Origin of the sequence: Streptomyces sp. MRC013 (genome assembly GCF_023614235.1) — a bacterium.
Lineage (GTDB): Bacteria > Actinomycetota > Actinomycetes > Streptomycetales > Streptomycetaceae > Streptomyces.
The window spans coordinates 1498868-1523389 of sequence record NZ_CP094264.1 but is presented as its reverse complement, the minus strand read 5'-3'; the positions used below and the strand labels follow the sequence as shown (position 1 = coordinate 1523389).

General features: G+C 76.4%; 15 protein-coding genes and 3 pseudogenes. 5 read left to right on the top strand and 13 right to left on the bottom strand.

Going from position 1 to position 24522, the window contains the following annotated elements:
* The first annotated feature begins 828 nt into the window (after nt 1–828).
* The 3 genes from LUW75_RS06685 (at nt 829) to moeZ (ending at nt 3954) form a co-directional block, all read left to right on the top strand.
* Nucleotides 829–1791 carry an NAD-dependent epimerase/dehydratase family protein gene (locus LUW75_RS06685; protein WP_250334797.1) on the top strand — a complete coding sequence of 321 codons (963 nt, stop codon included), beginning with the start codon at nt 829–831 and terminating at the stop codon, nt 1789–1791.
* On the top strand, nt 1779–2678 hold the full coding sequence (locus tag LUW75_RS06680) for a spherulation-specific family 4 protein (RefSeq protein ID WP_250334796.1): 900 nt from the start codon (nt 1779–1781) through the stop codon (nt 2676–2678). The genes LUW75_RS06685 and LUW75_RS06680 overlap by 13 nt, the downstream gene beginning before the upstream one ends.
* Before the next feature lie 97 nt (nt 2679–2775).
* Complete coding sequence (gene moeZ / locus LUW75_RS06675; protein WP_250334795.1) at nt 2776–3954, top strand: adenylyltransferase/sulfurtransferase MoeZ; 1179 nt, start codon at nt 2776–2778, stop codon at nt 3952–3954.
* 391 nt (nt 3955–4345) lie between these two features.
* Here moeZ and LUW75_RS06670 read toward each other — a convergent pair whose 3' ends face one another.
* From LUW75_RS06670 to LUW75_RS06610, 13 genes and pseudogenes are all read right to left on the bottom strand, one after another.
* Nucleotides 4346–4546, bottom strand: coding sequence for a DUF397 domain-containing protein (locus LUW75_RS06670; protein WP_250334794.1), 201 nt, complete (start codon nt 4544–4546; stop codon nt 4346–4348).
* Nucleotides 4543–5460, bottom strand: a pseudogene (locus LUW75_RS06665) (helix-turn-helix domain-containing protein). Before LUW75_RS06665 ends, LUW75_RS06670 begins: the two are co-directional and overlap by 4 nt.
* A gap of 366 nt (nt 5461–5826) precedes the next feature.
* A pseudogene (locus LUW75_RS24580) lies at nt 5827–6474 on the bottom strand (transposase); the annotation flags it as partial.
* Between the two features lie 257 nt (nt 6475–6731).
* The gene (locus LUW75_RS06655; protein WP_250334792.1) at nt 6732–7013 is read right to left on the bottom strand and encodes a transposase; all 282 of its coding nucleotides are present in this window, start codon (nt 7011–7013) and stop codon (nt 6732–6734) included.
* Nucleotides 7014–7065: 52 nt separating this feature from the next.
* Nucleotides 7066–7500, bottom strand: a complete 435-nt coding sequence (locus LUW75_RS06650; protein ID WP_250334791.1) for a hypothetical protein — start codon at nt 7498–7500, stop codon at nt 7066–7068.
* Between the two features lie 416 nt (nt 7501–7916).
* The gene (gene pdxR / locus LUW75_RS06645) at nt 7917–9512 is read right to left on the bottom strand and encodes a MocR-like pyridoxine biosynthesis transcription factor PdxR (RefSeq protein ID WP_250334790.1); all 1596 of its coding nucleotides are present in this window, start codon (nt 9510–9512) and stop codon (nt 7917–7919) included.
* Nucleotides 9512–10216: a B3/B4 domain-containing protein gene (locus LUW75_RS06640; protein ID WP_250334789.1), complete on the bottom strand. Its 705-nt coding sequence runs from the start codon at nt 10214–10216 to the stop codon at nt 9512–9514. The genes pdxR and LUW75_RS06640 overlap by 1 nt, the downstream gene beginning before the upstream one ends.
* Nucleotides 10217–11061: 845 nt before the next feature.
* On the bottom strand, nt 11062–12597 hold the full coding sequence (locus LUW75_RS06635; RefSeq protein WP_250334788.1) for an alpha/beta hydrolase: 1536 nt from the start codon (nt 12595–12597) through the stop codon (nt 11062–11064).
* 97 nt (nt 12598–12694) lie between these two features.
* A complete protein-coding gene (locus LUW75_RS06630; RefSeq protein WP_250334787.1) occupies nt 12695–14281 on the bottom strand; it encodes an alpha/beta hydrolase in 1587 nt (528 codons plus the stop codon).
* Nucleotides 14282–14373: 92 nt separating this feature from the next.
* Nucleotides 14374–16311 (bottom strand): ABC transporter permease, encoded by a 1938-nt coding sequence (locus LUW75_RS06625; protein ID WP_250334786.1) that lies wholly within the window; start codon nt 16309–16311, stop codon nt 14374–14376.
* Nucleotides 16308–17060 carry a molybdate ABC transporter substrate-binding protein gene (gene modA, locus LUW75_RS06620; RefSeq protein ID WP_250334785.1) on the bottom strand — a complete coding sequence of 251 codons (753 nt, stop codon included), beginning with the start codon at nt 17058–17060 and terminating at the stop codon, nt 16308–16310. The genes LUW75_RS06625 and modA overlap by 4 nt, the downstream gene beginning before the upstream one ends.
* 69 nt (nt 17061–17129) lie before the next feature.
* Nucleotides 17130–17525, bottom strand: coding sequence for a TOBE domain-containing protein (locus tag LUW75_RS06615; RefSeq protein ID WP_250334784.1), 396 nt, complete (start codon nt 17523–17525; stop codon nt 17130–17132).
* A gap of 233 nt (nt 17526–17758) precedes the next feature.
* On the bottom strand, nt 17759–20461 hold the full coding sequence (locus tag LUW75_RS06610; protein WP_250334783.1) for a lysylphosphatidylglycerol synthase domain-containing protein: 2703 nt from the start codon (nt 20459–20461) through the stop codon (nt 17759–17761).
* Between the two features lie 142 nt (nt 20462–20603).
* On the opposite strand from LUW75_RS06610, the gene LUW75_RS06605 reads away from it, so the two are divergent.
* Nucleotides 20604–20999, top strand: a complete 396-nt coding sequence (locus LUW75_RS06605; RefSeq protein WP_250334782.1) for an MGMT family protein — start codon at nt 20604–20606, stop codon at nt 20997–20999.
* A gap of 159 nt (nt 21000–21158) precedes the next feature.
* Nucleotides 21159–24509: pseudogene (locus LUW75_RS24575) on the top strand (ATP-dependent helicase).
* Nucleotides 24510–24522: the final 13 nt, after the last annotated feature.

Sequence of the window (24522 nt, the reverse complement as noted above, 5' to 3'; positions counted from 1 at the left end):
CGTGGCCGCACGGTTCGTGTCCGTGCGGCCCGTGTCCGCCCGGCCCGGGTCGGTACGGCCCGCGTCCGCCCGGCCCGCATCCGCCCGGCCCGCGTCCGCCCGGCTTGTTTCGGCCCGGTCCGTGTCCGTGCGGGCGTTCGCCGCCACGGCGGCGGCGGACGGGGGCGGCGATGCCTGAGCATTCAGGACCCCCGGCCGGGCAGGCGCGCGCCGGGCGCGCCCCCTCCGGTGCCGCTCCCACCCGGCGCCCTCCCTCCGGGCACGCCCTCGCTGCGAGCCCTTCCGCCGGGGTCGGGACCGGGCGCCGACGGCCCGCCGTCCTCGCCGAGGCGTCGCCGCCCCGGCACCGGGGGCCGTGCGGCGGGGAGGCCGGCCTCCCGGGGAACCCCACCGCCCCGGTACGGCGGGCGGCCGGGGGCCGGGACGCCCCCGCAGTACCGGGTGCCCTCCGCAGGGCCGTCGGGCCCGCCCCGGCGGTGGTCGCCACCGTGCCCGTGCGGGCCGCCGTGCCCGTCCGCCCCTGACCCTTCCTCCGGCGTCCACGATCCGCGCGGTCCCGCAGAGCACGCAGGACGCCGGTTCCGCAGACCACGTGAACATGCACGGACCATGTGAATTCATGCAGACAGCACAGACAGCACAGACAGCACAGACAGCACAGACAGCACATGCAGAACGGGCCGGAGGCCCGGGCGTCCCGCCGGCCCCGGGGACTCCCGGGGTGCCCGGCACGGCGCCGGGCCCCACGCATCCGCGAAACACCGAGGAGACACACGACATGACCCCCCAATCCCCGACCACGGCCGCACGGCGCGAAGGGGGCGCGCGATGAGGGTCCTGCTGCTCGGCGCCACGGGATTCGTCGGCCGCTTCGTCGCCGACCGGCTGCTCGCCGACCCGGCGGTACACCTCACCGCCCTGGGCCGCCGCGACGACTCCGACGTGCGCTTCGACCTCGCCAACGGCAGTCCGGGGGCACTCACCCGGTTCCTGGACGCCGTGCACCCGGGCGTCGTGATCAACTGCGCCGGGACCACCCGCGGCGGTGCCCGCGAACTGACCCGGCACAACACGGTCGCCGTCGCCACCGTCTGCGAGGCGCTGCGCCGCAGCCGCTGCGGCGCCCGCCTGGTCCAGCTCGGCTGCGCGTCCGAGTACGGGCCGTCGCAGCCCGGCTCGTCGACCGCCGAGGACGCCGTGCCCCGCCCCGGCGGGCCGTACGGGGTGTCCAAGCTCGCGGCGACCGAGCTGGTCCTCGGTTCCGGGCTGGACGCCGTCGTCCTGCGGGTGTTCTCGCCGGTGGGCCCGGGCACCCCGGCCGGCTCGCCCCTCGGCCGGCTCGCGGAGGCCGTGCGCCGCGCCGTGCAGTCCGGCGACACGGAGCTGAGGCTCGGCGGCCTCGGCGTGCAGCGCGACTTCGTCGACGTACGGGACGTCGCGCGCGCCGTGCACGCCGCCTCCCTGTCGGCGGCGCAGGGAGTGGTCAACATCGGCACCGGCCGCGCCGTACGGCTCCGCGACGCCGCCTCCCTCCTGGCGCGCGTCGCCGGTTACCCGGGCTCCCTCCACGAGCCGGACGGCCCGCCCGCGCGGCCCGTCATCGGCGCCCAGCGCTCCGAGTCGCCCTCCGACCACCAGCCGCCGGTCACCGGCCACCCCTACCCCGACGGATGCGGGGCCTGGCAGCAGGCCGACGTGCGCACCGCCCGCGACCGGCTCGGCTGGAGGCCCCGCATCCACCTGGAGGAATCCCTCGCGGACATCTGGATGGAGGCGGCATGCCGCATCTGACCAGCAGCGGCACCGGCCTGGCGGTGATCGGCAGCGGCGCCGCCACCGGCCCGTCGATGACGGGCACCGGTCCCTCGCTCGCCGGCACCGGCACCGGTCCCTCGCTCGCCGGCACCGGCACCGGCGCCGCCACCGGCCCGTCGGCGGCCGGCACCGGCACCGGTCTGTCGGCGGCCGGCGCCGAACGGCTCGGCTTCGGCATCCCCGGCTGCGCCCACCCCTTCCCGGCCCTCGCCGACTGGGACGAGCTGGCCCGGCCGGGAGCGCCCGTGCACTGGGCCGTCCTCGACGTGGCGGGCGGTCTCGGCGCCCGGCTCGACCCGCACCGCCTGGAGGTGGCGGACCGGCTCCGGAACGCCGGCGTCCGGGTCCTCGGCCGCCTCGACCTGGGCCGGGGCGCCCGGCCGTTCAGCGACGCGGTCTCCGAGGCGCACCGCCAGGTCGACTGGTACCGCGTCGACGGCTACTTCCTGGACCGCTGCCCCACGGAGGGACGGGACCTCGCCGGGGTCCGGCGGCTCGCCACCGTGCTGAAGGCCGCCGTCAACCAGGCCGACGGCGCCTACCTGGTCCTCGGCCACGGCGGCCCCCCGCACCCCGGCTACGCGGACGCGGCCGACCAGATGGTCACCTTCTCCGGGCCCTGGGCCGAGTACCGCTGGTCCCAGGCGGCGGAGTGGACGGCCGAGCACCCGCCGGAGAGGTTCGTGCACTTCGTCCACGGCGTGCCGCGCAACCACCTCGACGAGGCCGTGCGGATCGCCCGCTGGCAGGGCGCGGGGACGGTCTTCTTCACCGACCGCACCGGGCGGACGAGCCCCTTCGCGGCCCTGCCCGGGTACTGGGACGAAATCGTCTCGCAGATCGGACCGGGTGTCTCGGAATGAGAAGGGCCGTGGCAGTGTTACCGAACAGACAGGTAGTCCCCTGGTCCCCGCCCCCGCGGGGGTAGTCCCGTACTGACATACGACCAACGGAGTCCCCGTGTCGCTGCCACCCCTGGTCGAGCCGGCTGCCGAGCTCACCGTAGACGAGGTCCGCAGGTACTCCCGCCACCTGATCATCCCGGACGTCGGGATGGACGGGCAGAAGCGGCTGAAGAACGCCAAGGTGCTGTGCGTGGGCGCCGGCGGGCTCGGTTCGCCGGCCCTGATGTACCTGGCCGCCGCAGGGGTGGGCACGCTCGGCATCGTGGAGTTCGACGAGGTCGACGAGTCCAACCTCCAGCGCCAGATCATCCACAGCCAGTCCGACATCGGCCGTTCCAAGGCGGAGTCCGCCCGCGACTCCGTCAAGGGCATCAACCCGTACGTGAACGTGGTCCTGCACGAGGAGCGGCTCGAGGCCGACAACGTGCTGGACATCTTCGGGCAGTACGACCTGATCGTCGACGGCACGGACAACTTCGCCACGCGCTACCTCGTCAACGACGCGTGCGTGCTGCTGAACAAGCCGTACGTCTGGGGCTCCATCTACCGGTTCGACGGCCAGGCGTCGGTCTTCTGGTCGGAGCACGGCCCCTGCTACCGCTGCCTCTACCCCGAGCCCCCGCCGCCGGGCATGGTCCCCTCCTGCGCGGAGGGCGGCGTCCTGGGCGTGCTCTGCGCGTCCGTCGGCTCCATCCAGGTGACCGAGGCGATCAAGGTCCTGACCGGCGTGGGCGACCCGCTGGTCGGCCGGCTGATGGTCTACGACGCCCTGGAGATGCAGTACCGGCAGGTCAGGGTCCGCAAGGACCCGCAGTGCGCCGTCTGCGGAGAGAACCCCACCGTCACCGAGCTCATCGACTACGAGGCCTTCTGCGGCGTCGTGTCCGAGGAGGCCCAGGAGGCGGCGGCCGGTTCGACGATCACCCCGAAGCAGCTCAAGGAGTGGATCGACGACGGAGAGGACATCGACATCATCGACGTCCGCGAGGTCAACGAGTACGAGATCGTCTCGATCCCCGGCGCCCGGCTGATCCCCAAGAACGAGTTCCTGATGGGCAACGCCCTCCAGGACCTGCCGCAGGACAAGAAGATCGTCCTGCACTGCAAGACCGGCGTCCGCAGCGCGGAGGTCCTGGCGGTGCTGAAGTCCGCGGGCTTCTCCGACGCCGTCCACGTCGGCGGCGGCGTCATCGGCTGGGTCAACCAGATCGAGCCGCACAAGCCGGTCTACTGACCATCCCTCCCGCCGGCCGGCGGGACCGGACGGAGGCCCGTGGCGCCCGGCCCGACCGGGCGCCACGGGCCTCCGCCGTCGTGGTGCGCGTTCCAGGTCACGTCGCCCGGACCGAGGTGGAACGCGACGGGGGACGACGGGGAGGGCACCGCGGGACCGGCGGGCCGGAGGGGCGTCGGGCCCACCTGGCCGGGCGTCCGTCCGCTGCCCGCCTCGCCGATGCGGCACGGACGCACCGAACTCCCCGGGAACGCGTCCGTGGCCGCCCCCGAAGGGACGGCCACGGGGTCTGCGCAGCCGTATGCGCGATTCTCCGCCTGCCGGGCCCGACCCCGCCGGGAGCGGCTGCGGTCGGCCAGGCCGGCGACACGTCAGGTGGTACGGGTTTCGGTCAACCTCGGTGGGCGAGGCCGAGGAACGCCGTCCAGGCGCCCGGTGTGACGGCGAGGCCGCCCTGTCCGGTGTCCTTGGAGTCGCGGACGTGGATGGCGGACGGGGCTGAGGCCACCTCGACGCAATCGCCCCCCGCGCCTCCGCTGTGGGTGCTCTTGATCCAGTGGAGCTGTGGGACCTCGGACTGCTCGGTGTTCATAGGTCTCCTTCTCGCAGCGACTGCTCGATCAGGCGCTGGGACTTGGCGGGCGACAACGCCTGTGCCCGGACGACTCCCTACCGGGCGGCGATGCCCCGGACGGTTTCCCGACAGGTGAGCACGCGACCGCTTCCCTGACTCTCCACGTAAGCCGCCTGCTCCCCGCCCTCCGGCACCATGAGGGTGAAGGGGCCGTCCACACAGGCGTGATCGGTCGCTTGGGTCGGCATCACCTGGATCTCCACATGGGGGTTCTGCCCGGCCAGCAGCAGATGCTCCAGTTGTCCTCGAAGGACGTCCACCCCGCCGATGGGCCGTTGGAGGACCGCTTCCTCAAGCACGAAGCCGAGCACGGGCGCCGGCTTGCGATCGAAGATCCTGTGCCGTTCAAGCCGGGCCGAGACCATCTGCTCGATCTCGGCTTCGCTCCGCCGCGGGCGCCAGACGATGAACACGGTCCTGGCGTACTCCTCGGTCTGGAGCATGCCGGGCATGATCAGCGGGGCGTACTGGTGGAACTCGACCGCCGTCTCCTCGATCCGGGCCGCGTCGCGGAAGAACGCCGGGTACCGGGTCAGGGCTACGGGCCGCTTCATGGCGAGCAGCATGCCTTCGGCTTCCAGCAGGTGGTCGAGCTTGTCGACGGTGTCGGGCCGCGGAATGCGGCGTCCCTGCTCGATGGCCGCGATCTGGGCCTCGCCGTAGCCGAGGAGCCGCCCCAAGGCGACCCGGGTGTGCCCGGCGCGCTGCCGAAGGATCTTGATCTGCCGGCCGAACGATCGCAGTAACTCGTCGGCCGGGTCCTGACCCCGCTGCGCGACGGCCTGTTCCGGAAGCTGCGTCGTCGTCCTTCCCCTCGCACCTGGCCCACCGCCGACCCCGACAGGACACCCACGGCTGGCGCACGGCCACATCGCGTAAAGGTGTCGTCACCGGTGGCGGTATGCGCGCCGGACCGGGCTCGTGACCATGACGACGGAAACGCACTCTTCCGGGGACACCCGCCGACCTCCGCGGCCGGTGCGGGAGCCCCGCACGACGGTCACGTCGGCACCGCGCGGTGCCCGGCCGGCCCGCAGGCTCGCCTCCCAGCGCCTCCCCGCCGGGGTCAGCCGCACGAGTCCGGCGCGCACACCACGGTGACCCCGGTCGTCGCCGAGCTCGCCGCGAACGCGGGTGGCGCACGGCCGCGTGCCCGGCCCGGACTTCAGTGGGTGGTTTGTGAGGTGATGTCTGTTTCTGGTTGGGGTTGCAGTGAGTCGCTGGTGGGGGTTCCGGTGTCAGGGCCCCGTAGGTCTGCTCGACCCTCCACCGCTTCGGCTGCGGCACGGACCCCGTCTCCTGCGGGTTGCGTACGACGGTTTCGACGTCGGTGCCCAGGCCGGCGCCGTGCGCGACGACCTGGTTCTTGAAACCCTGGTCGGCCAGGGCCTTGCGGACGGTGCCACCGGTGTGCTCGGCGACCTGGTCCAGCAGGACGATGCCCGCGGCGTTGTCGCGGGTGTTCGCGGCGAGGACGACGGCTGCGATGACCGGGCCGAGGACGTCCACGGCAGGGCCGCGCTTGCGGCCGGGCACCCGCTTGGCGGGATCGTGACCGGTCGTGGCGGCGGGGACCCCGGCGGCCGCGTGGACGCTCTGGGGGTCCAGGACCACCAGGGTCGGGTCCTCCGGTCGTCGGGCGCGTTCACGGACCCGGCAGCGCAGGAGGTCGTGGATGGCCTGGTCGGTGCCGTCGTCCCGCCGGGCGGCGAAGCAGCAGTACGTCGCGCTCGTGGGCGGTGGATCGTGCGGGAGGCGGGCCTACCGGCAGCCGGCCCGCCCCGGTGGAGGGTCGCGTTCACGATCTCCCGCATGGCGTAGGCGCCCCGGTGGCCGCTGACCGAGCGGCGCCGGTTCTTCCACGCGGTGATCACCGGCTCGACCAGAGCCCACTGCCCGTCCGATGAGTCACTCGGGTACGGCTTGCGTTCACTCGCCCGGTCACATCACCAGATCAGCACCCGTGGACCGGCATTCCGCCTTGCCGCCACACCATCAGGCGGCAGCAGAACCACTCAAAGACCCACGAACCGCCCGCTGAGGGGAGCGGGCGACCTTCACACCCGGCACAGCAGGACGGTCGGGTACGTCGCCTTCTCCGCGTGGACCAACCGGTACGGCCCGCTCACCGGTCGTTCTCCCTTCACGAGAAGGCCGTCGCTTTTCTCAGGATCTCGATGGTCTGCCGCTGTTCACGGTCCTCCCGCCGCAGCCGCCTGAGCTCCTCGCGCTCGGCGCCGGTCAGCTCACCGGGCTGTCCCTCGCCCCGGTCGACCTCGGCCTTGCGGTACCGGCCGCGCAGGGGCTCCGAGTTGATGCCGAGTTCCCGGGCGACGGCGGTGACCGTCTTGCCCGAGGAGTCGACGAGCGCGATCGCGTCCCGCTCGAACTCCTCGGTGTACCGCTTCGTGTACGCGCTTCCCACCCGGTACTCCTCCCTCTGGAACCCCAGGCTCCCCGTCTCCAGGGGGCCACGATCAAGGGGAAGCTTCGCTGCCGCCCTTGGGCGTCCAGGGGGCCGGGGGAGGTTCGGGGCCCTCCAGGGCGTTGCGAAACTTTTCCTTGAGGGTCTTGGGCGGGGCCGGGCTCTCCTCGTGCGCGTGGACGAGGCGGGCCGTGGTCACGCGTATGTGGCACTCGCGGTGGTGCTGCCTGACCCAGACCAGCCAGGCCCCGTCCGGGGTGAGGAAGGCGCGGCGGGCCGGGGTCTCACCGCTTCGCGCGTGTCTGGCCAGGACGTCCGGCAGGTAGTTGAGAGCGGCATCCTCGGCGGCGGCCTGCGCCTGCTCCCGGGTACCGCTGATCGGATGGGTGGCCACCAGGGCCCAGCGGTGCAGCTTCAGCTCACCACGGTCGAAACGCCGCGTCGTGCGGGTGTCCTCCTCGATGAGGACGTACCAGTCGTCAGCCACCTGGAGAGGTTACCCGTCCTGCCCGGCCCGACATCCATAGTTCTCCCCCTGGTCCAGCACGCCGATGCTGAGGGCGAAACGGCCGACGCGGCCGGGTGACCCAGGGCGCGGTGAGCGGAGGGAGGCGGCGGCGAGGAAGGGAGCGGCGGTTCAGGCCCCCGGACGGGGCCGGGTGCTTCCGTGGTCCTGGCCCGCCGGTGACAGCCGGTTGGGCGGCCCGGGGCCGTCGGCGATCTGGAAGCGGTTCGTCCCCCGGCGGGATGCCCGGCAGACCTGCGGGGCTGTCCGCTCGATCACCGGCTTCCGCTCGCTCGCCTCCAGCTCGTGCCCTACGGGCCTCCGGCCGGCGGTGTCGCCCCCGGCGGCCGGCGCGGCCGAGCTCGTGGACGGCGCCGCCGACCCGTTCGAAGGCGGCGTCAGGCCAGCTCGCGCAGCGCCTCGCCGAGCGTCGCCACCCCTTCGGCGATGGCTCCCCGCGGAGGGGCCGCGTAGCCGAGGACGAGGCCGGGACGGCCGGGTGCCTGCCGGTGCCACGACAGCGGCTGGCACTTCACGCCCCGGGCGAGCGCGGCGGCGGCCAGCTCGGTGTCGGGCACCTCCGGCGCGTACGTGACGGTCAGGTGCAGACCGGCCGCCGCGCCGTGCACCACCGCGCCCGGCAGGTGCTCGGCGATGGCGTCGATCATCGCGTCGCGGCGCCGCCGGTGACGGCCGCGCAGGAGGTGCAGATGCCGCTCCAGGCCGCCGGACTCCATCAGCCGGGCGAGCGCCAACTGCGGCAGCACGGCGTTGCCCAGGTCGGTGAAGCGCTTCGCGTCGACCAGCGCGTCGCGGTGGCGGGGCGGCGGGACCATCCAGCCGATCCGCAGCGCGGGCGCGAGCAGCTTGGACACGCTGCCCATGTAGCACACGTCGGCCGACGACGCGCGCAGCGCTGCCGCCGGGGGCCGGTCGTAGCGGTGCTCCGCGTCGTAGTCGTCCTCCAGGACCAGCCCGCCGTCCCCCGCCCAGAGGAGCAGCTCGCGGCGGCGCTCGCCGCTCGTCACCACGCCGGTGGGGAACTGGTGGGCGGGCGTGAGGAGCACCGCGCGGGCTCCGGTGGCGCGCAGCGCGTCGACGCGCACGCCGCGGTCGTCGACCGGTACCGGCGGGGTGGCCAGGGCTCCGTTCCGCAGGTGCTGGCGGGTCCCGAGCGAACCGGGGTCCTCGATCGCGACACCGTCGATGCCGTCCGCCCGCAGCACGGGGGACAGCAGCGTGAGCGCCTGCGCGGTGCCGGCGACGATCAGCACCTCGTCCGGCTCCACCCGGATGCCGCGGCCGGTCGCCAGCCAGGCCGCGACGGCGCGGCGCAGTCGCGGGGCTCCGCGGGGGTCGCCGTAGCCGAGGTTCTCGGCGGACAGCTCGGCGAGCACGGCCCGTTCGGCGCGCAGCCAGGCCGTGCGGGGGAACGCGGTGAGGTCGGGCCGCCCGGGGGTGAGGTCGATGCGCGCGGGGGCGGCGCGCAGCGCGTCGAAGGCGTCGGCGCCGGGTTCCCCGGCGAACGGCGCGCCCGGCCCCGCCCGGTCGACGGGGACCGGCGCCGGGCCGCGGCACGGCCCGGCGCCGCGGGGTGCCGCCGGCCGCGCGGGGGGTGCCGCGACCACCACCGTCCCACCGCGCCGGCGCCCCTCGACGTGGCCGTCCTCGGCCAGCCGCCGGTACGCCTCGGTGACCACCCCGCGCGAGACGTGCAGTTCGGCGGCGAGCATCCGGGTGGGCGGCAGCCTGCTGCCCACCGCCAACCGGCCGTCGGCCATCGCCTGCCGCAGCCGCCGGGCCAGCCAGTCCGCCTTGCCGCCGACGGGCGCGTCACCGACGTCGAGCTGCAGGAAGTCGGAGCCGCGGGCCGGGGGCCGGCGGTCCGCCGACGCGGCCGCCGCCACGGGTGCGGTGGTCGTTCCGTCCGCCACCGGTCCCTCCTCGTCCACCGGGTCGATGCCGCATGCGCCGCTGCGGCCCCCACGCGCCATCAGGGCTCTCCGAAGGAGAACTCCGGTGCGCGGGGGGTGAGGACGGCCGTCACGGGGTCGGTCGGCCAGTGCGCGGCCAGCTCCTCGGCCACCGTCCCCAGCAGCTCCGGTACGGTCTCGGCCCCGCCGTCGTGCATGGCCTCCACCACCACCAGGATGCGGCTGGTGCGCGCGGTGACCGCGGAGTGGCCGCTCTGCCGGTTGGTCCAGCGGCGGGCGTGCGCCCGTCCGGCGGAGTCGACGAAGGTCACCTCGCCGGGTGCGGGGTGCTCGGTGCCGCCGCCGAAGGCCGTGTAGTGTTCGTCGCCGCGGGCGTGGCGCACCTCAAGCAGGGGACCGGCGATGCGGTCCGCGTCGAGGACCGCCACCGGCACCGCGTACGCGACCGACACCGCGTTGCACAGGTCGACCACCGGATGGATGCGCGGCAGTCCCCCCTCCTTCCTCAGCCGCCGCAGCAGCGACTCCGCGGCGCAGCGGTACTGCGTCGGCTTGAGTCCCATCCGGGAGAAGGCCCGCCGCCAGGCCAGCACTTCGGGGAAGCCGCCCTCGGTGGCACCGGCCAGCCGGGCCGCCGCGCGGGCCGTGTGTCCGGCGACGCGCGGGCCGACGTCGGCGGCGGTGCCGACGCCGGTGGCCCACAGCGCGCCGGCGGTGAGTTCGGGGTGGTCGGACCAGATCGCGTCCGTGTGCCGGAAACGCATCACGCCGCCGCCGACCGGGCGCCCGGGGCCACGAGGCGGGCCGCGGACCTCCGGCGAACGCCGGTCGGCGCCCCCGGCCCGGCCGGCGCCCGGTGCCGTACGGCGGCGGGCATCCCGTACGCGGCGGGGAGGAGCCGTGCCCGCCGGTGGGCACGGGCGGCGGCAGGAGCACGACGGGGAGCACCGCGGGCCTCGGACCGAGAGGGCCGGCCTCCGCCCCGGAGGCGGTCGCACGGGCCGCGGGTCGCGGCGCGGCCCCCTCCCCGACGGGCGGCGCCCCCTCGTCGCGGAGCGCCGTCCCCGCCGCGTACGGGAGGCGGCCGACACCGGGGTGCCCCACCACCTCGCGGGCGGCGGCGCCGGTGCGCGGCAGTGCGGCGAGGCCGGTGACCGCCGCCACCGGACGGGGCACGGGGCCGAGGGCGCGGCCGGGCGCGGCGGCCACGCCCGCCCGGCGGCCGTGGGACGGCCCGGCGGCCGGGGGTGCGCCACCCCGGTGCCGGGGGCGACCGCCGCGGCCGAGGCGGTCGGCGGGAACGCGATGCTCAAGGAGACCTCCACGGGATTCGGGTCCTTCCACCCTGCCCCGGTCGCGGTCCGGCGGGCAGGGCCAAAGACCGCCGAGTCGACCGGTCCATAAGGGCCCGCGAGCGGGATCCCACGGCGGGCCCGGCGGCCGGGGAGGCCGCCGGACGGGCACCGCCGTCGGGACCGGGGCCGGTGCTCCCCGCCGGCCTCGGAGGGAGCCCGGGTGCGGGGGCGTCCGCCGCCCGCCGGGCCGCGGGCGGGCGCCCGGGCCGGGCCGGTCCCGCCGGGGCCCCGGCGCCCTCCGCCCCGCGGGGCGGCTACGAGCAGGTCGTGCCGTCCGCCGGGACCTCGCCCCGCAGCAGGTAGCCGTCGACCTTCCGCGTCACGCACGCCGACGAGCCGTACGCGCCGTGCCCCTCGCCCTCGTTGGTGATCAGCACGCCGACGCCCTCGCCCAGGCCGTCCGCCATCCTGCGCGCGCCCTCGTAGGGCGTCGCCGGGTCGCCGGTCGTGCCCACGACCAGGATCGGCCCCGCCCCCGGCGCGGACACGTCCCGGCCCGCCGGTTCGCCCTTCACCGGCCAGTTCGCGCACCAGCCCGCCGTGTCCCACGCCAGGAAGTCCCCGAAGACGGGGGAGATGCGCCGGAACTCGGGCAGCAGCGCCTTCGCGTCGGCGGCCGTGGGCCGCTGGTCGGTGTCGGCGCAGGAGATCGCCCGCTGCGCGTGGCTGTCGGTGCCGTAGCGTCCGCTCGCGTCACGGTCGTTGTACATGTCGGCGAGCCGCAGCAGCGCGTCGCCCCGGCCGTCCTCCGCCTCCCGCAGCGCCTCCGTCAGCAGCGGCCAGCTGCTCTGCGAGTACAGCGGGAGCACGATGCCGGTGAGGGCCAGGCCCTCCGTCAGCATCCGGCCGCCGCTCGTCCCCAGCGGCCGCCCGTCGAGCCGCGCCAGCAGGCGCGCCACCCGCGCCGTGCCCGCCCCGGGGTCCTCGCCGGTGGACGCGAAGTAGTTGTCCAGCGCCCGCTGGAAGCCCCTCGTCTGGTGCCGGGCGTGCCCCTCGCCGTCGGCGGTCGGGTCGACCACCGCGTCCAGCACCGTCCGGCCCGTGTGCCGGGGGAAGAGGTGCGCGTAGGCCGCGCCCAGCTGCGTGCCGTACGAGATGCCGAAGTAGTTCAGGTCGGCGTCCCCCAGGACGTGGCGGATCAGGTCCATGTCGCGGGCCGTGTTGCCGGTGGTCACGTGGGGGAGCAGCCTGCCGGAGCGGCGGGCGCAGCCGGCCCCGAAGTCGGAGCCGTTCTCCAGGTAGGCGGCCTCCTCGGCCGGCGTGTCGGGCGTCGGGTCGATCCTCGCCTCGGCGCTCGCCTGCTCCTCGTCCGACCGGCACACGACCGCCGAACTGCCGCCCACGCCGCGCGGGTCGAAGCCGACCAGGTCGTAGCGGGTGTTCAGCGCCTCGTAGGCCGGGGCGAAGCCCGGCAGCATCCCGACGCCCGACGCGCCGGGGCCGCCGAAGTTGAACAGCAGGGAGCCGATCCGCTTCGACCGGTCGCGGGCCTCCTTGCGGATCAGCGCCACCGACAGGGTCTCGCCGTCCGGTCGCCGGTAGTCCAGCGGCACCTCCACCGCCGCGCACCGCCACGCCGGTCCCGGCTTCTCCCCGCCCTCCGGCGCCCCGCACGGCCCCCACCGCGGCTTCTGGCCGGTCAGCGCGGCGGGCAGCCCCGGCACGCCCGGGGTGCTCCCCGCCGCCGGCCCGCCGCCCGCCCCGCCGTCCCGGCAGCCCGTGACCGTACCGGCCGCCAGGGCCGCCAGGGCCGCCGCCGCGGCGATCCGCACCCGCACCCGCTTGGACATGTACCCCCCGAAGATTCCCCGGCGTACCGGGCGTCCCGCCGCCGGAGAGCCATCGTAGGCGCCCCCGCCCCCGGCTCCCCGCGCCCCGGTGGGGCCTTCACGGGCAGACGGTGCCCGACGGCGGGACCCTCCCGTCGAGCAGGTAGGCGTCCACCACCCGCCGCACGCAGGCGTCGCCGCCGTTGTACGCGCCGTGCCCCTCGCCCCGGTACGTCACCTCCACGCCGACGTCCCCGCCCAGCGCCGAGGCCATGGCCGCGGCGCCCTCGAAGGGCGTGGCCGGGTCGCCCGTCGTACCGACGACCAGGATCGGCGGCGCGCCGGGGGCGCTCACGTCCGGGTGGTCCGACCGGCCCGCGACGGGCCACTGGCCGCACCCCAGCATCCCCCAGGCGAGGAGCTCGCCGAAGACGGGCGACGCCTCGCGGAACCGGGGCAGCTTCGCCCTCACCTGCTCCGCGGTGAACCGCTGCCGGTCGTCGACGCAGTTGATCGCCGTGTTCGCCGCCTGCAGGTTGTCGTACTCCCCGTTCTCGTCGCGGCCGTTCATCGAGTCGGACAGCGCCAGCAGCAGGGCGCCGTCGCCGCCGTCCGCCTCGTCGAGTCCCTGCTCCAGGTACTGCCAGTACTCCTTGGAGTACAGCGCCTGCGCGATGCCGTTGGCGGCCTGCGTCTGGGTCAGCTCGCGGTCGCCGATGCCCTTCACGGGGCGCTCGTCGAGCCGCTTCAGCAGGTCGACGACGAACCGCTCGATCTCCTGCGGGGTGCCGCCGGGCAGCGCGCAGTCGTCGCCCCGCCGCACGCAGTCGGCGGCGAAGTTCCGCAGCGCCAGCTGGAACCCCTTCGCCTGGCCGAGCGCCCCCTGCTCGGCGGTCGCGCCCGGGTCGACGACCGCGTCGAAGACGGCCCGGCCCACCCGGCGGGGGAACAGGTGCGCGTACACCCCGCCGAGCTCCGTGCCGTACGAGATGCCGAAGTAGTGCAGCCTGTCGTCGCCGAGGACCTGCCGCATCAGGTCCATGTCGCGGGCCGCGTTCTCCGTGCCGACGTGCGGCAGCACCTCGCCGGAGTTCTCCTCGCACGCCTTCGCGTACTCCTTCAGCCCGCCCTGGTACGCCTTCTCCTCGGCGGCGTCGTCGGGCGTCGCGTCCCGGGCGAAGAACGCGTCCAGGGCGCGGGGGCCCAGGCACTCCACGCCGCTGCTCAGCCCCACGCCGCGCGGGTCGAAGCCGACCAGGTCGTAACGGCGGCGCAGGGCCTCGTAGTCGGGGGCGAAGGACGGCAGGGCGGTGACCCCGGAGCCGCCCGGACCGCCGAAGTTGAAGAACAGCGAGCCGATCCGCTTCGACCGGTCGCGGGCCCGGGCGCGGATCAGGGCCAGTTCGACCGTGTCGCCGCCGGGGTCGGCGTAGTCGAGCGGGACGTCCATGAAGGCGCACTCCCACCGGGTGCCGTCCGGGAGCGGGGCCGGGGGCGTCGCGCCGCCCTTCGTCGAGGAGGGCGCGCACGGCTTCCACGACGGCTTCTGCGCGGCCAGCCCCCTCATCGCCTGGCCGGCCTCCTCCCCGTCCCCGCCGCCCCCGTCGCCGCACCCCGCGGCGGCGCCGGCGAGGAGGGCCGCGGCGGCGAGGACGGCGGTGCGGCGGCGGGCGGTCGTCCGCCGGGCGGGGCGAGTGGTCGGCATGCGTCCATCGTCGGCGCCCCGCCGTCCCCCCGCCCGCGACGCGCGCCCATGCGGGTGGCCGCCGCGCGGGCGCGCACGGGGGGCGTCCGCGCCTACAGCGGTACGACGTCGATCTCGGTCGCCTTCACGCTCAGCCACACCTCGGAGCCCTCCGCGAGCCCCAGGTCCGCGGCCGCCGCCGGGGTCACCTCGGCGACCGCGTCGGACGGCGCGCCCGGGCCGCCCGACACCAGGACCCGCAACCGCGCGCCGTGCGCGGCCAGCTCCCGCACGGTGCCCCGCCACACGTTGCGGGGGCTGCCCGAGGGGCGGGCGCGGTGCAGCGCCACCGCCTCGGGCGCCACCACCGCGAGGGCGGCCGCGCCGTCGGCGGGCGCCGGGTCGGCGGCCGTGACCAGCCGGGCGCCGTCCGCCGTGTCCAGGCCCCCGTCCCGCACCGTGCCCGGCCAGGCGTTGCGGCCGAGCATGCGCGCGACCCACGGGGAGCGCGGGTGCCGGGCCACCTCGGCGGGCGCCGCGTACTGCACCGGGCGCCCCTCCTCCAGGACGAGGACGCGGTCGGCGAGCGACACCGCCTCCACCGGGTCGTGGGTGACGATCAGGCACACCCCGGGGAACCCGGCCAGGTGCCGCCGCAGCGCGTGCCGCACCCGCGCGCGGGCCGTCTGGTCCAGGGCGGCCAGCGGCTCGTCGAGCAGCAGCAGCCGGGGCCGCGCGGCCAGGGCCCGGGCGAGCGCCACCCGCTGGGCCTGCCCGCCGGACAGCTCCCCGGGCCTGCGGTGCGCCAGGTGGCCCACGCCGAGCCGCTCCAGCCGCCTCCGGGCCTCCGCCCGCGCGCGGCCCCGCGGCACGCCCCGGACGCGCGGCCCGTACGCGGTGTTGGCCAGCGCCGTCAGGTGCGGGAACAGCGCCCCGTCCTGCGGCACCCACGCGATGCCGCGCCGGTGCGGCGGCAGCCCGGCCAGCTCCCGCCCGCCCAGGCGCAGGGACGTGGCGGCGGCGCGCGGGGTGAGGCCCAGCAGGGCGCGCAGCAGGGTGCTCTTGCCGGCCCCGTTCGGCCCGACGACGGCGACCGTCGTCCCGGCGGGCACCTCCAGGCGGACGGCGGCGGCCCCGCTCACCTCGGCCGACAGCGGCCACGCCGCCCCCTCGGGGTGCCCGCCGGCCGGCTCGACGGCGGGCGGGCCGGCGCCGTTCCGCTCCTCCTGCGCGACGGCCGGCGGACGCGGGGCCCGCCGTACCGCCGCGTGTCCCAGCCAGCGCCCGCGCAGCGCGACCAGGACCGCCGCGGCCGTGACGAGGAGCAGCAGCGACACGGCGACGGCGCCCTCCGGGTCGTTCTGGAGCAGCAGGTACACCTGGAGCGGCAGCGTCTGCGTGGTGCCCGGCAGGTTCCCCGCGAAGGTGATCGTCGCCCCGAACTCGCCCAGGGCCCGGGCCCAGCACAGCGCCGCCCCCGCCACCAGCCCCGGGCCGACCATCGGCACCGTGACCGTGAGGAACGCCCGCAGCGGCGCGGCGCCCAGCGACGCGGCCGTCTCCTCGTAGCGCGGGTGCAGTCCCGCCAGCGCGCCCTCCAGGCTGATCACCAGGAACGGCATCGCCACGAACGCCGCCGCCACCACCGCGCCCGCCGTCGAGAACGGCAGCGACGCCCCGAACCGGTCCGCCAGGACCCCGCCCAGCAGGCCGTGCCGCCCGAACCCCTGCAGCAGGGCCACGCCCGCCACCGTGGGCGGCAGCACCATCGGCAGCATCACCAGCACCCGCACCAGCGGCTTGCCGGGGAAGTCGACCCGGGCCAGCACCCACGCCAGCGGCACGCCGAGCAGCAGCGACAGGGCGAGCGCCCACACGGACACCACCAGCGACAGGCCGAGCGCCTCCCGCACGGCGGGTGCGGCCAGCCGCTCCCCGAGCGTGCGCCACGGGGCGTGCGCCAGCACCCCGGCGAGCGGCACCAGCAGGAACACCACCGCGGCCAGCGCCGGCACGGCGAGCGGGACCGGGACCCGCCGGGCGCGGATCACGGCGTCTCGAAACCGGCCGCCGCCAGCAGCGCGCGGGCGCGCGGCGACCGCAGCCACGCCACGAGGCCGCGGGCCGCCCCGGGGTCGCGCGCGGAGCCGAGGACCGCGGCCGGGTAGGAGGCGACGGCGTTGTGCGCGTCCGGCAGGGCGACCGCGTCGACCTCGTCGCGGGCGGCGGCCGCGTCGGTGGCGTACACGAGCCCGGCGTCCGCCTCGCCCAGCCGGACCTTGCCGAGGACGGCGCGGACGTTCGGCTCCTCGGAGACGGGCCGCACGTCCACGCCGGCCCGGTCGAGGACCTGCCGGCTGTAGCGGCCGGCCGGCACCTCGGGGGCGGCCAGCACCACCTTCACGCCGGGCCGCGACAGGTCCTCCAGGCCGGTGATCCGCTCGGGGTTCCCCTCGGCGGTGGCGATGGCGAGCCGGTTGCGGGCGACGACGACGGGCTCGCCGACCGCCCGGCCCAGGCGGTCCATGGTCGGGGCGTCGGCGGTGACCAGGACGTCGGCCGGGACGCCCTGGCGCACCTGGGAGGCCAGCTCCTGCGACCCGGCGAAGGAGAAGACGACGTCCGTGCCGGGGTGCTCCTCCTCGTAGGCGGCGCCGACGCCCCGGAGGACGTCCGTGAGGGAGGCGGCGGCCAGCACGGTCAACCGGCCCCCGCCCCGCCCCGCCGGGTCCCCGGGGCCCGCGCAGGCCGTCAGCGGCAGCAGGGCCGCGGCCAGCAGGGCGGCCAGGGAGCGGCGCACGGCACGGCACACGGGGGCCCCCGGGGGGACCGGGGGAGCGGGGGTCCGGGCGCGCGCGCGCGCGGACGGTCAGACACGGTCGACGTGGACGTTGGTCGACTTCACCCGCGCCACCGCCTCCACGCCCACCTCCAGGCCCAGCTCCTCCACGGCCTCGCGGGTCAGCAGCGACACGAGCCGGTGCGGACCGGCCTGGATCTCCACCTGGGCGGCCACGTCACCGAGCCGCACGGCGGTGACGATGCCGGGGAACGCGTTGCGCGCGCTGGTGTACGGGGGATCGCCGCCCTCGCCGGGCCGCGCGGCCAGCTCGACGGCGAACGCCGCCAGGTCGCGGCCGTCGACCAGCCTCCGCCCCGCCTCGTCCCGGCGCGTGGGGAGCCGTCCGGCGTCGGCCCAGCGGCGTACGGTGTCGGCGCTCACGCCCAGGAGGCGCGCCGCCTGCTGCGAGGTGTAGGAACGCACGTGCGGCAATGTAGGCGTGAGCGGTCGGCGGCTGCAAGCGGGAGCAGCCGGTTCCCCCAGCAGATGCGAGGCGGCCTCCGCGTGCCCGCCGCTCACCCGTGCCCGCCGCCCGCCGCTCACCCGCGCCCGCCGCTCCCGCGCGGTTCTGCGGGTCCGCTCGTGCCCGGCACCCGCGCGGCCCTGCCGCCCGTTCGCGTCCGCCGCGCCCGCGCACCCGCCGCGCCCGCGCGGCCCTACAGGGCGTCCTTCCGCGTGAGGTGGTTGAACGAGACCCAGCCCGGCAGCACCGGCAGCCACAGCGTCAGCAGCCGGTACAGCAGCACCGCCGGCGCCGCCACCTCCTTCGGCACCCCGGCCAGCACCAGGCCGGCCAGCAGGGCGCCCTCGACCGCGCCGACGCCGCCCGGCGTGGGCGCCGCCGAACCGAGTGCGTTGCCCGCCAGGAACACCACGGCGAGGCTCGCGTACGACAGCGGCTGGAGGCCGTCGTTGAACGCCCGGACCGAGGCGTCCAGGCACAGTACGAACGTGGCCGTCAGCAGCAGCATGCCGCCGATGCCGGTCAGCAGTTTGCCGGGCCGCTGGAGCACGTCCAGCATGCGCGGCACCACCCCCGCGAACAGCGACCGCAGCCGCGTCGACACGAACTTCCGCAGCGCCGGGACCGCCGTCACCACCAGCAGCAGCACCGCGATCGTCAGCAGCCCCGCGATGACCGTCCTCGACGGGGTGAAGTCGCCCTGCGAGCGCTCGGTACCGGTCAGGTAGCCGAACGCCAGCAGCAGCAGCACGTGCGCGCCCAGCCCGAACAGCTGCGACGCCCCGACGCTCGCCACCGCCAGGCCGGGCCGCACCCCGGCCCGCTGGAGGAACCGCGTGTTGAGCGCGACCCCGCCCACCGCGGCGGGCGCGACGATCTTGACGAAGGAACCGGCGACCTGCGCCACCACGGTCCGGGGGAACGGCACCCGCTCCGGCACGAAGCCCAGCAGGCTCATCGCCGCGGCCACGTAGCTGAGCGCCGAGCACGCGACGGCCGCCGAGACCCAGGTCCAGTCCGCCCCGCTGATCGTCGACAGCGGGATGCTGGCGATCTGCGACAGCAGGAAGTACGCGGCGACGGCGCCCGCGATGAGGCTGATCAGCGTGCGCGGCCTGATCCGCTCCAGCCGCACCGGCTCCACCGGGGCCTGCGGCCTGATGCGCAGCACCTGGCGGCGGATCTGCGCCAGCAGGTCCTCCTCCCGCGCGCCGTGCAGCGCGTCCTCCAGCGCCCGCTTCTCGGCCTGCTTCTCCGCCCGGACCGCCCTGCGCCCCGTCCTCGGGCCGGTACCGCCGGACGCCTCCGACCGTGCCCGCTTCGCGGCCTCCGACGCCTTCAGCACCGCCTCCCGCTCCCGCTGCGACCGCTCGCGGGCCAGCCTGCGCAGCGTCGCGCGGCTGGACCGGCTGAGCGCGATCGGCTGGAGCAGCGGCAGGCAGCCGGCGACCTTGTCGGGGCCGAGGACCTCCACGGCCGCCGCGACCGCCCGCTCCGCGCCGACCCGCAGGCCGAGCGTGGTGAGCAGCTGCGCGATGTCCATCCGCAGCACCAGGTCGCCCGCGGCGATCTCGCCGCCGCGCAGGTCCGTGATCACCACGTCGCCGGAGTGGTCCACCAGCAGGGCGTCGCCCGTCAGCCGGCGGTGCGCGATGCGCCGCGACTGCAGCGCCCGGACCTGCTCCCAGCAGCCGCACACCACCTCGTCGGTGATCTCCTCGTCGGCCAGCGAGTCGAGGGAGCGGCCGCCCCGGTGCTCGTACACCAGCATCACGGCGTCCGGGCCGAGCTCGGAGGTGGCGATCAGCTTCGGCGCGTTCGCCCCGGCGGCGATCGCCGCGTACGCGAGGAGCGCCTCCTGTTCCAGGGCCTGCCGCAGCGACTGGATGGAGCGGCGCGTGGTGATGCCGCGCAGCGTCATCCGGCGCCACACCCGGTAGAAGAAGCCCTGCGCCTGCTGCTCCCGGTCGACCACCGTGACGTCGAGGGGCGGGCCCTCCTCCAGGGCGACCAGGTAGCGGCGGCCCCGGTCGCCCTGCTCGGCGGTCTCCGGCAGCCCCTCCGCGCGCATGGCGGACACCGGGCGGAACCCGACGTGGCGCAGGCCCGCCAGGAGCGTCTGGCCCGTCGGGCGGACGTTCGGGGAGCCGACCGCGTAGAGGGCGCCGTACGCGACCGTCCAGCCGATCAGGACCGTCAGGACGATCGACAGGGGGGTCGTGTAGCCCGCCACCAGCATGGTGAACGCGTCCAGCAGCAGCACCGCCCACAAGGTGATCCGCCAGCGCGGCCGCCGGGCCATGCCGACCGCCGACATGTACGCGATGACCGGCGCCAGGTAGCCGTGCACCGGGTCGGTGAGCCCGCCGCCGCTCTGCGGCTGCGTCAGCGCGTCCTGGATCGCCGCGGGCGCCGTCCGCGCCACCCACAGGTCCGTCGCGAGGGTCACCCCGTGCGCGAGCACGGCGGCCAGGACGCCGTCCGCGATGCGCAGCCCGTCCCGCTTGACCAGCCGCTCGATCGCGAACGCCACGGGCACGAGCAGCACGGCGATGCTGGAGACGAGCCCGGCCACCTTGACGAACACGTCCGGAGCCTGCCCGGTGCCCTTGTTGATGTCCTGTTCGAGTCCGGAGGTGGTGCCGCTGGCGAAGGCCGCGATGCCGATGACGACGGTGATCGCGAGGAGGCCGACGAGCAGGCGCAGCAGGTCGGAGGGGCGGTGCACGCGCGCCGCGAGCAGCGGCTCGTCGCCGGAGAGGTCGCCGCGCTGCTCGCCCGGGGCGTCGGGCGGCGCGGGCCGGTCGTCCGCCCCGCGCTCCGGCCCGCCGCCGCGCGAGGCGCCGTCCGGGCGCGGCCCGGCGCCGGAGGCGCTCGCCACGTCGGGAGGCCGCACGTCCTCTCCCCTCGCCTTCTCTGTTCCTTCTCGATCTCGTGTCACCAGTCACCGCCCGGAAGATGGTGGCACGGCCGGGGGCGGGGAGGGGCATCAGGGTGCGGTGCCCGCGTTGTCGTACCCGTGGTGCAGGATGGTGCGGATGACTGCTGAGGAGCACCCCGACCGGCTTCCGGAGTACGCGGAGCGCGTCCTGGAGGTCGCCGAGGTCATCCCGCCCGGCCGGGTGATGACCTACGGGGACGTCGCCGAATGGCTCGGCGAGGGCGGCCCCCGCCAGGTCGGCAGGGTCATGGCGCTGTACGGCGGGGCCGTGCCGTGGTGGCGCGTGGTGCGCGCCGACGGACGGCTGCTGCCCGGGCGCGAACGGCGCGCCCTCGGGCACTACCGCGCGGAGGCCACCCCGCTCCGGACGGCGGCGCACGGCGCCGGGGCCTCCCCGCCGCGCCTCGACATGAGGCGGGCCCGCTGGGACGGGACCGGCGGCGCCGACGGCGGTGACGCCGACGACACCGGGCGTGCGATGGCTCACGATTGACAGCTTCCGCCATACGGCGGGGCCGCGCCCCTTCTCCACCGCACCCCCACCTCAGCACACCTCCCAGGACCGGCGATCCACGTGAGTTCCCCCTCCACCACCCGGCGCGCACCGCACCAGGACCCGGTACGGCCGGGTCCCCCCGGCGCGTACCGGCTGGTGCGCACCCCGCCGGACCCGGTGGCCCCTCCTCTCCTGGACGCGGCGCAGCGGGCGGTGGTTGACCACGGGGACGGACCGCTCCTCGTCCTCGCGGGCCCCGGCACCGGCAAGACGACGACCCTGGTCGAGGCGGTGGCGGCGCGCGTCGAGCGGGGCGCCGACCCCGAGCGGATGCTCGTCCTCACCTTCGGCCGCAAGGCCGCCGTCGAACTGCGCGACCGCATGGCCGCCCGGCTGCCCGGGGTGCGGGGGCCGCAGGCGACGACGTTCCACTCGTACTGCTACGCCCTCGTCCGCGCCCACCAGGACGCCGACCTGTTCGCCGAGCCGCTGCGCCTGCTGTCCGGCCCCGAGCAGGACGTCGCCGTGCGCGAACTGCTCGCCGGGCATCCGGACTTGGAGCGTGCCGGTCTCTCCCGCGTCCATTGGCCCGACGAGCTGCGGGCCTGCCTCACCACGCGCGGCTTCGCCGACGAGGTGCGCGCCGTGCTGGCCCGCTCCCGCGAACTGGGCCTCGGCCCGCGCGCGCTGGCCGCGTTCGCCGCGCGCGCGGGGCGGCGCGACTGGTCGGCGGCGGCCGGGTTCCTCGCCGAGTACCTGGACGTCCTCGACCTGCAGGGCGTCCTCGACTACGCCGAGCTGGTCCACCGCGCGGTGCTCCTCGCCGAGCGCGTGGAACTCCCCCGCGTACGACGCGGTCTTCGTCGACGAGTACCAGGACACCGACCCGGCACAGGTGCGGCTGCTCCGGGCGCTCGCGGGGCGGGGGAGGACCCTGTACGCGTTCGGTGACCCCGACCAGTCGATCTACGCGTTCCGGGGCGCGGACGTCAACGGCGTCCTCGACTTCCCGCACGCGTTCCGGCGCGCGGACGGCGGCCCGGCGCCGGTCGCCGTGCTGAGGACCGCGCGCCGCTCCGCCTCGGCGGTCCTGGCCGCGACCCGGCTGCTCACCGCCCGGATGCCGCTGCCGCGCCTGCCCGCCGACACGGTGCGGGCCCACCGGGACCCGGTACCGGTCCGGGAGGGCGGGCGGGTGGAGGCGTACACCTTCCCGACCGCCTCCGCGGAACTGGACAACATCGCGGACGTCCTGCGGCGCGCGCACCTGGAGGACGGGGTGCCGTGGAGCGACATGGCCGTCCTGGTGCGCGCCGGCGCGCGCTCCCTGCCGTCGCTGCGCCGCGCCCTGACCTCGGCGGGCGTGCCGCTGGAGGTGGACGGCGCGGACGTGGCGCTGCGCCACGAACCGGCGGTGGTCCCGCTCCTCACGGCCCTGCGCGCCACGGCCGAGGCGGCCCTGCGGCCCGCGGCGGGGGACGCCCCGGCCGGGGGCGCCGTCCCGGCCGCCGGGGAGGCCCTGGCCGAGGGGGACGCCGTCGGCGAGGCCCCTGCCGTCGGCGCCTCCGCCGAGGGACCGTCCGCCGGCGGCGGGGCTTCCGGCGACGACGCCCCCGGGGTGCGGGAGCCCGCCCCCTGGCTGGACACCGAGACCGCGCTCACCCTGCTCGCCTCACCGCTCGGCGGCATGGACGCCGCCGACCTCCGGCGCCTCGGGCGCGCCCTGCGCGACGAGGAGCGTGCGGCGGGGGACAAGGCCCCCCGCCCTCCGACGCACTGCTCGCCCGCGCCCTCGCCGAGCCCGAACGGCTCGTCGCCCACGACCCCGCCTACGCGCGCGGGGCGCAGCACCTGGGGCGGCTGCTCCGCGAGACGCGCGACCTCCTCGCCCTCGGGGGAACCGCCGAGGAGGCCCTCTGGCACCTGTGGAACGGCACCGGCTGGCCGAACCGCCTCCACCGCGCCGCCCTGCGCGGCGGCCCCGCCGGCCGCAACGCCGACCGGGACCTCGACGCCGTGTGCGCCCTGTTCGACACCGCCGCCCGCGCCGAGGAGCGCACCGGCGGGCGCGGCGCCCTCAACTTCCTCGCCGAACTCGAGGCGCAGGACATCGCCGCCGACACCCTCTCCAAGCGGCAGGCGCGCCCCGACGCCGTACGCCTGATGACGGCTCACCGGTCCAAGGGCCTCGAATGGGGCCTGGTCGTCGTCGCCGGGGTGCAGGAGGGCCTCTGGCCCGACCTGCGGCGGCGCGGCTCCCTGCTGGAGGCCGACCGGATCGGCCGCGACGGTCTGGCCGAACCGCTCACCCCCGGCGCCCTCCTCACGGAGGAGCGCCGCCTCTTCTACGTCGCCGCCACCCGCGCGCGCGACCGGCTCGTCGTCACCGCCGTCAAGGCGCCCGCCGAGGACGGCGACCAGCCCTCCCGGTTCCTCGCCGAACTCGGCGTCGAGCCGAAGGACGTCACCACCCGCCCGCGCCGCCCCCTCGCCGTCGCCGCGCTCGTCGCGGAACTGCGGGCCACCACCGTCGACCCGGACGCCTCACCCGTCCTGCGCGACGCGGCCGCCCGGCGGCTGGCCAGGCTCGCCGCGCTCACCGACGACGAGGGCCAGCCGCTCGTCCCCGCCGCCCACCCGTACCGCTGGTGGGGGCTGTACGACGCCACGCACGCGCCCGCCCCGCTCCGGGACCGCGACCAGCCCGTCGCGCTCTCCGGCAGCGCACTGGACCAACTGGTCGGCACCTGCGGCCTGCAGTGGTTCCTGGGCCGCGAGGTGAGGGCGGACGCCCCCGCGACCGCCGCCCAGGGCTTCGGCAACGTCGTCCACGTCCTCGCCGACGAGGTCGCCTCCGGCCGCACCCCCGCCGACCTGGCGGTCCTCATGGAACGCCTCGACTCGGTGTGGAACGCGCTGGCGTTCGACGCGCCGTGGAAGTCGGCCCAGGAGAAGGAACAGGCGCGCGCGGCCCTGGAGCGCTTCCTGCGCTGGCACGTGATGGACCGGGGCGGCCGGACCGCCGCCGCCACCGAGCACGACTTCGACGTGACGCTGGAGGCGGGGGAGCACCGGGTGCGGATCCGGGGCTCCATGGACCGGGTCGAACGGGACGAGCGGGGCCGCGCCTACGTCGTCGACTTCAAGACCGGCAAACAGGCCCCCACGAAGGACGAGGTCGCCCGCCACGCCCAGCTCGCCGTCTACCAGGCGGCCGTCCGCGAGGGCGCCGTCGACGAGGTCTTCGGCGGCCGCCGCCCCGAACCCGGCGGCGCCGAACTGGTCCACCTGCGCCAACCGGCCCCCGGGAAGGAGGGCGGCGACGCCCTGCCGCGCGTCCAGGCCCAGGAGCCGCCGCCGCGGGAGTGGGTGGCCGACCTGCTCGCCACCGCCGCGGGCCGCGTCCTCGACGAGCGCTTCACGCCCACCGCCGGGCAGCACTGCGCCGCCTGCGCCTTCCGGGCCTCCTGCAGTGCCCGCCCCGAGGGCCGCCACATCGTGGAGTGAGCACGCGACAAGG

Excerpts from the sequence above, each read along its gene's own strand:
- LUW75_RS06685 (WP_250334797.1), top strand. The coding sequence starts at position 829 with ATGAGGGTCCTGCTGCTCGGCGCCACGGGATTCGTCGGCCGCTTCGTC.
- LUW75_RS06680 (WP_250334796.1), top strand. The coding sequence starts at position 1,779 with ATGCCGCATCTGACCAGCAGCGGCACCGGCCTGGCGGTGATCGGCAGC.
- LUW75_RS06670 (WP_250334794.1), bottom strand. The coding sequence starts at position 4,546 with ATGAACACCGAGCAGTCCGAGGTCCCACAGCTCCACTGGATCAAGAGC.
- pdxR (WP_250334790.1), bottom strand. The coding sequence starts at position 9,512 with ATGGCGCGTGGGGGCCGCAGCGGCGCATGCGGCATCGACCCGGTGGAC.
- LUW75_RS06640 (WP_250334789.1), bottom strand. The coding sequence starts at position 10,216 with ATGCGTTTCCGGCACACGGACGCGATCTGGTCCGACCACCCCGAACTC.
- LUW75_RS06635 (WP_250334788.1), bottom strand. The coding sequence starts at position 12,597 with ATGTCCAAGCGGGTGCGGGTGCGGATCGCCGCGGCGGCGGCCCTGGCG.
- LUW75_RS06630 (WP_250334787.1), bottom strand. The coding sequence starts at position 14,281 with ATGCCGACCACTCGCCCCGCCCGGCGGACGACCGCCCGCCGCCGCACC.
- LUW75_RS06605 (WP_250334782.1), top strand. The coding sequence starts at position 20,604 with ATGACTGCTGAGGAGCACCCCGACCGGCTTCCGGAGTACGCGGAGCGC.